This window comes from Lutibacter sp. (genome assembly GCF_040883305.1).
Lineage (GTDB): Bacteria > Bacteroidota > Bacteroidia > Flavobacteriales > Flavobacteriaceae > Lutibacter.
Genome location: NZ_JBFLKT010000231.1, coordinates 1 through 7,457, shown reverse-complemented (window position 1 = coordinate 7,457; position 7,457 = coordinate 1). Strand labels below are relative to the sequence as shown.

The 7,457-nt window shown below is 30.2% G+C and carries 6 protein-coding genes; 4 read left to right on the top strand and 2 right to left on the bottom strand.

What is annotated here, in order from left to right; all coding sequences use genetic code 11:
* Positions 1 to 1,125 (top strand): ribonuclease Y (gene rny / locus AB1Z17_RS07225; protein WP_368051129.1); only part of this gene is annotated, 1,125 nt, incomplete at its 5' end.
* 285 nt (positions 1,126 to 1,410) lie between these two features.
* Complete coding sequence (locus AB1Z17_RS07220; protein WP_368051128.1) at positions 1,411 to 4,887, top strand: hypothetical protein; 3,477 nt, start codon at positions 1,411 to 1,413, stop codon at positions 4,885 to 4,887.
* A 59-nt stretch (positions 4,888 to 4,946) separates the two neighbouring features.
* Here AB1Z17_RS07220 and xerD read toward each other — a convergent pair whose 3' ends face one another.
* A complete protein-coding gene (xerD, locus tag AB1Z17_RS07215) occupies positions 4,947 to 5,843 on the bottom strand; it encodes a site-specific tyrosine recombinase XerD (protein WP_368051127.1) in 897 nt (298 codons plus the stop codon).
* A 187-nt stretch (positions 5,844 to 6,030) separates the two neighbouring features.
* On the opposite strand from xerD, the gene AB1Z17_RS07210 reads away from it, so the two are divergent.
* Entirely contained in the window at positions 6,031 to 6,594 is a 564-nt protein-coding gene (locus AB1Z17_RS07210) for an outer membrane beta-barrel protein (RefSeq protein WP_368051126.1), read from the top strand.
* An 81-nt stretch (positions 6,595 to 6,675) separates the two neighbouring features.
* Positions 6,676 to 7,089 carry a type II 3-dehydroquinate dehydratase gene (gene aroQ / locus AB1Z17_RS07205; protein WP_368051125.1) on the top strand — a complete coding sequence of 138 codons (414 nt, stop codon included), beginning with the start codon at positions 6,676 to 6,678 and terminating at the stop codon, positions 7,087 to 7,089.
* Between the two features lie 20 nt (positions 7,090 to 7,109).
* On the opposite strand, the gene AB1Z17_RS07200 is transcribed toward aroQ, so the two are convergent.
* On the bottom strand, positions 7,110 to 7,457 hold a 348-nt coding region (locus AB1Z17_RS07200), incomplete at its 5' end, for a PLP-dependent transferase (RefSeq protein WP_368051124.1).

The window sequence follows — 7,457 nt, the reverse complement described above, 5'->3', positions numbered from 1 at the left end:
ATATCCGGATTGTCTGCAGAAGATGCTAAAAAAGAATTGGTTACATCTTTAAAAGATCAGGCAAAATCAGATGCAATGGCACATATTCAAGACACTATTGAAGAGGCCAAATTAACAGCACAACAAGAAGCTCGTAAAGTAATATTAAATACAATTCAACGTGTTGGTGTAGAACAAACTGTCGAAAATTGTGTTTCTGTTTTTAATATTGAATCAGATGATGTTAAAGGTAGAATTATTGGGAGAGAAGGAAGAAACATTAGAGCAATTGAAGCTGCAACAGGAGTTGAAATAATTGTTGATGATACTCCAGAAGCAATTATTTTATCGTGTTTTGATCCTGTGCGCAGGGAAATTGCACGTTTATCATTACATAAATTAGTTACCGATGGAAGAATTCACCCAGCTCGTATTGAAGAAGTTGTAAAGAAAACTGAAAAACAATTACAACAAGAAATTATTGAAGTTGGTAAACGTACAGTAATAGATTTAGGAATTCACGGATTACATCCAGAATTAATTAAAACTATTGGTAGAATGAAATACCGTTCTTCTTATGGTCAAAACTTACTACAACATTCGCGTGAAGTAGCAAACCTTTGCGGTTTAATGGCTGCTGAACTTGGACTAAATGCCAAATTAGCTAAAAGAGCTGGTTTATTGCACGATATTGGAAAAGTTCCAGAAACAGAAAGTGAATTACCACACGCTTTGTTAGGAATGGAATGGGCCGAAAAATATAATGAAAACCCAGAGATTTGTAACGCTATTGGAGCGCATCACGATGAAATAGAAATGAAAACATTAATAGCACCAATTGTGCAAGTTTGTGATGCAATTTCTGGAGCAAGACCAGGCGCACGTCGTCAAGTACTAGATTCGTATATTCAACGTTTAAAAGATTTAGAAGATATTGCCTTTGGATTTACAGGAGTTCAAAAAGCCTATGCTATACAAGCTGGTAGAGAGTTACGTGTTATTGTTGAAAGTGAAAAAGTAAATGATGCGAAAGCAGCAGAATTATCTTTTACAATCTCACAAAAAATTCAAAATGATATGACCTATCCAGGTCAGGTTAGAGTTACTGTAATTAGGGAAACTAGAGCAGTAAATATTGCAAAATAGTTTCTTGCTAAATAGAATAGAAAAATCTCACTAAGGTGAGATTTTTTTTATGCTTCATTTCATTGAAAATAGTCTATTTTATAAGTTGAATGAAATTTTTTAAAACAAGTTTAAATTACACAATATAAAGGGTTTAGAATGTGTTACGTGAATTATTTATACAACTAATACGATTTCGTTTATTTCTGTTAAAACCTTAAAAAAAGAGTTCTAAATTCCGTAAATTCGTAACGAAAAATTAGATTGATTTTTGACTATTTTTATTATGAATTAATATTACAGCAGATGAACAAGAGTACTAAAATTGAAGACCCTAATGTTAGATTAAGAAAGGATACAGTTCGGTATATAAACTTACAATTAGAATCTTTAGGGCAACCTATTTTTAATGATAACGAGGATGACAAGTTAAAACTTTGTAATCCAAAGTTTATGGAATTAACTCAAGGCTTAATTAAAAGTTTTAAAGAAAAATCAAGACTACTCTCACAACATTTATCACCAGTAGATTTAAGAATTCAAAATTTTATAAGTGATTATTTAAAGGATGTTAAAATTGATAAACCATTTTCAATTCCAAATGATACGTTAATTCTAAATCAGGCAGGTCATGCACGTGAGGCTAGTTTACCACCAAATGGTAATACGTTTCAGAATGAGATAATTACCTCAAACCGAATAAAACAAGGTATTTTAAATAACCCTATTCACGATAAAAGAACAACAAAAGGTACTTTTCATATTGTTGAAAGTAATTTGCCTGTACCTTTAGATAAAAAAGAAGTTCCAAAAGTTGCGTTTGCTCATTTTTTAAATGCGGCATTTTTACCACCAGAGGAATTAAATGTTTTGCCTTTTACTTCAAATCAAACTGAACAAGCAAAAGTTATGGTTTCAATGCTAATGAGACCAATGGTTTGTCCTGAAGTTAAAGGTGTGATTTCAAAAAAGAGTTTAGAAGTTCGTTTTTTTGCACCAGGAAGTTTAGTGAGTAATTTAGATTTTGTTGAATCTATATTTGGAAATGCCGGTGATCCTAATTTAGCACAAAATGACGCTGCTTTAGATATTGAACATTGGACAGGACATACCGGTTGTATTGTTTTAGCACCACATTTAAAAACATTAACTAAAAAGGAAATAGGATTACCTCATTTTGATGACGCTACTGAACGTCAGAAAAATGATGGAATGTGTTGGAAAGATGAAAAAGAACTATACAATGATGGAAGTGCTTTTAAAATATCTTGCAGAAATGAAAAAGGAGTTGTTGTTACATTGATTGCTGATAACTATTATGGTTATTCAAAAAAAGAAATTAAAACACAAATTAGTTATTCTGCAAACCTATACGGTTTGGTTGAAGAAGAACATTCAGGAGGTGCAATGGCGTTTCCAAGAGGTGTAATGGGTGATTTATTTGATGGTGAAGTTTTTTCTTCTAAATTTGATAATAAGTATTCATTTAAAGATGTAAAACAATTATTAGCTGATAGAATTGATGTAAAAAAGTCTAATTATGCCATCGATAAAAAGTATCCGAATTTAGTTTACCTTCCAGAAAATGCAATTATTAATGCAAATACCAATGATGTTAATTGGACTTTTAAAGGTAAAGAGCATAAATTAATTTTATCACCTTATAAGACATATATTCACCCAACAGGAACTAAATTTAAGCTTGAACGACATAATGCAGTTTCTCTTTGGAGAATTGTTAAAACTGCGCCAGAAGGAATATTTTGTCATAAACCTTGTACAGTTTCAGGTGGAGGAAAATCTGAAATTTCAAAATCAATGTTAAATGCAATAATGTACAATACATTTAATATTGTAGATATTGATGAAGATTTCAAAAAAGCTGATGAAATTATTGAATACGATTATTCAAAACGTTGGAAAAATTATGATCCTACTTTGCCGCAATCGAAACCGTTTTTAAGTCCAGAAAGAACCTTAGGTTCAGCAGTTATGTTGTTAACCCCAAACGATAGAAATACTGAAGAGTTTAATAAGTTCTTAAAAAGCATACCAAATCATATTAGAACATTAGTGCTTTTTGTAAAAAGATTGTACCGTCAAGATCCCGGGAATTTAAATTGGAAAGATTGTATGTCGGTTCAAATAATTAACGGTCAAAAAGGAACAGCGCTTTGGTACTTCGACAATCCAGTAATTGGAAGTTATGTAAGAATTGGATTTAACCAAGAAGGAAGATGGATGCTAAATAAATTAAGATCGGATTTTGCAGCTTCAGCCAAAATTCAAATGGAAGATGATATATCCGCTTCCATAACAATCCCAAGAAATCAACTTAAAAATTTAAATCCTGAGTATACAAATAAGAGTTTAAAAGTGGTTGCAAATTGTGAAGCACATTTATTCCAACGACCTGATGAAGCAATTAATAGAGGATACGACGAAGGAGCAGAACGAGATTTAGTATCGGACAAAGTATTTTTAACAAATTATGAGAAATTAACAAAGCAAGATGCTATTGATATTTATGAAGACACCATAAATTTTGATAAGTATACACAACCTGTAAAAGATTTAATTTTAAGCGTAATTAATAGTCGAAACGAGGATGAATTGTTTTGTTTGCCATCACATCCAAGAATTGTAGATGGTGTTCCAACAAAAAACCCTCGTTATTTAGAAAAGAATATTTTCCATAACGAAACTGAAGACAGCTATTTGGCTGAAATAGGAGTTCGTTTACACAGAAGAATAAAATCGGAAGATCCTGTTATTAATGTTGTGAACGCGGTATTACCAGGAAGAAGAAACAATCCTGTGGATAAGCAAGCAGGAATTCGTCCTTTGGCTGTTTATAACCCAATTCATTACCAAGAAACGCCAGAATTATTTATGGACTTTATTTGTAGTTTAACGGGTAAATCGCCATCAACAACAGGAGCGGGTTCTGAAGGTGCATTAACAAAAGGCCCTTTTAATATGCTAACACCTACCACCGATTTAAACAACGCTTTACTCTCTCATATTTTAACAGAATCTAATGGTTTTAGTACTGCTGCAGGTTATGTTGGAGCTGAAAATCAGGTAGATCACGATATTAGTTTATTAATTCCTGAAATTTGGGCACGTTTAGAACCTGAAGATAAAGATCCAAAAGCATTAATTAAAAACGGGTCTCTAGAAAAATTAAATGATTTTGAGTATGAAGGTAAAAAAGTATTGGCAAGCCGATTAGGATATAGAATTACAAGTACTTTTTCATACAGATGTTTAAACCGTTTATTTGATGAGCCAAACGCGGTATTTAATGAAAAAATGCTAAAACCCGAGTTACAAGGTTTTGAAGACTATGTGGATGGAATTAATAACATTGTTGAAGCTCAGCAAAAAGCAGCACTAAGGTATTTTGAAGATGGAAGTATTGAAGCTGCCATTCCTCCTTTAAAAATATTGTTACACATTATGGCTTATGGGCATTATGAAGGTAAAGATGTTAGTGACCCTGAATTAAGAGCATATTTTGAAAGAGAGTATATTTTAAATAGTAATTGGTATAAAGAACGTTTAATTATTAAACAACAAAAAGACGTAGCCTTTTATGAAAAACAAATTTCTTATTTAGAGACTTTTATTTCAGATTCGAACAATGCAGATATTGTTATAGAATTAGATTTGTTAAGAAAGCTTGAAAATGTTAAAGAGCTACATAACCAATCAAAATCAGAACAATATTTAGAAAATTTAAAAGGCACTATTGGAGCAGATCCATTGTATAGAAAATAATTAATTTGGTTTATGTTTATTACAAACTGTAGTTAAGGGTAAAACTTTTTCTACAGTTTTTATTTTCTAGGATGAAAAGTATTCACAACATCTTTCAAAAAACTTCTGTCTAGATGCATATAAATTTCTGTTGTAGTAATGCTTTCGTGACCTAACATTTGTTGAATAGCTCTTAAGTCTGCTCCCCGTTCTAATAAATGTGTAGCAAATGAATGCCTAAATGTATGCGGACTAATTTTCTTTTTTAAATCTATTTTAATAGCTAAATTTTTTACAATAGTAAAAATCATTACACGGGTTAAGTTTTTTCCTCTTCTGTTTAAAAAAACAGTGTCCTCAAATCCTTTTTGAACGTTTATTTGAACTCTAATATCGTTTATATAATTTGCAATGTATATTTGAGTTTTTGAGTTTATTGGTACAAAACGCTGTTTATTTCCTTTTCCTAAAACCCGAATAAACCCTTCTTCAAAAAATAAATCTGAAAGTTGTAAACCAACCAATTCAGAAACGCGCAAACCACAGCTGTACAATGTTTCAATAATAGTTCTGTTGCGTTCGCCTTGGGGTTTACTTAAATCAATGGCATTTATTAATTTATCAATATCTTCAAGAGCTAATGTGTCTGGCAGTTTTAATCCGATTTTAGGTGTTTCAATTAAATCAGTAGGATTGTCTTTTCTATAATCTTCAAAAATTAAATATTCGAAAAAATTTCGAATTCCTGAAATTAATCTTGCTTGTGAACGTGCATTTATGGTTTTTGAAATGCTGTAAATAAATTCTTGAATTGTGGTTTCATTTATATCAATTGGTGAAATAATAATGTTATTATATTCTAGGTAAGAAATTAATTTATTTACATCACGACCATAACTATCTATAGAGTTTTTTGCCAACCCCTTTTCAATTTTTAAATAAGTAATATAATCTATGAATACACTATTCCATTTCATGTGTCTTTCTTATTATTTTTAAAATGTCACATGCTATTCGCCAACTGTGATTCATTTGGAGGTAAACTTTTTAGCATGCTCGTTTCATGTTGTAAATATAATCATTTACAAAGTTGATTATTAAAACATTTTTTAATTTAGGGTTTACATATAAATAAGTATCTTAGTTGCATTAAATTTATTTTTTATGAAAAATTATAGTTTAAGCATCCTAGTTTTAATTTTTATATTAAATTTTAATGCATTGAAAGCACAAAGTTTAAATCAGTTTGGTGTAAAGGCAGGTGTTAATTTAGTTGATATACAAGATAAACTTAGTGATAACGGTACTACTCATGAAAGTAAAACTGGATTTTATTTAGGAACTTTTATAGAGTTTAGGAGGAGTGTAAATTTCTTAATTCAACCTGAAGTATATTATTCATCAAATAATAATAAAATTGATGAAAATATAGGATTATTACATATTCCAGTATTATTTAAATATAGATTAGGAACTAAATTTGAAATTTATGGAGGTCCAGAATCTCAATTTTTACTATCTGTAAAAGGAATTGATATTAATAAAGATAAAAATTATAAAAAGTTTATTTTAGCTGCCACCGCAGGTGTTGGTGTTTTAATTTCTGATGAATTTATACTTGATGCACGTTACAATTTAGCAATTTCTAATTATATAGATTTTGGTTATCATACTAATAAGAAACTAAACTTTATACAAATTGGTTTGGCGTATAAATTTGATAATTAATTGAATGAAACCTTTGTATTAGATAATAATTTTTAAATTTGATGCTGGAAGAATTGACTTCTACTTTATTAAAAAACATACATGAAAATACTTATTTTAAACGGTCCGAATCTTAATTTATTAGGTAAACGAGAACCAGAAATTTATGGGAATTTAACTTTTGAAGCTTATTTTAAATCATTAAAAATAAAATACCCTACAATTGAATTGCATTATTTTCAAAGTAATATTGAAGGTGAATTAATAGATAAACTACATGAAGTTGGTTTTAATTTTGACGGAGTTGTTTTAAACGCTGGAGCTTATACACATACCTCTGTGGCAATTGGAGATGCCATAAAAGGTATTGAAACTCCTGTAATTGAAGTTCATATTTCAAATGTACATTCTAGAGAAGATTTTAGACATATATCATTTATTGCTCCAAATGCAAAAGGTGTAATTGCAGGTTTTGGTTTAAAAAGCTACGACTTAGCTTTGCAAAGTTTTTTGTAACACTTATTTTTTAACACTTATTAAAATACTAAAGCTTGTTCCCAATCTGCAATTAAATCGTCTATATGCTCAATACCAACTGAAATTCTAAGTAGGTTATTTGGCGTTAGACTATCTGAGCCTTCAACGGATTGTCTATGTTCTACAAGACTTTCTACACCACCTAAACTAGTTGCTGTTGTAAAATATGCCAATTTTGTTGAAATTTTAAAAGCTTCTTCTTTCGTGCCTTTAATTAATACTGAAAGCATTGCTCCAAATCCATCATTTTGTTGGTTAAGTGCTAAATTATGTTGTGGATGACTTGTTAATCCAGGATAATTAACCTGTGCTATTTTAGGATGCTTTTCTAAATGTTTCGCCAATTT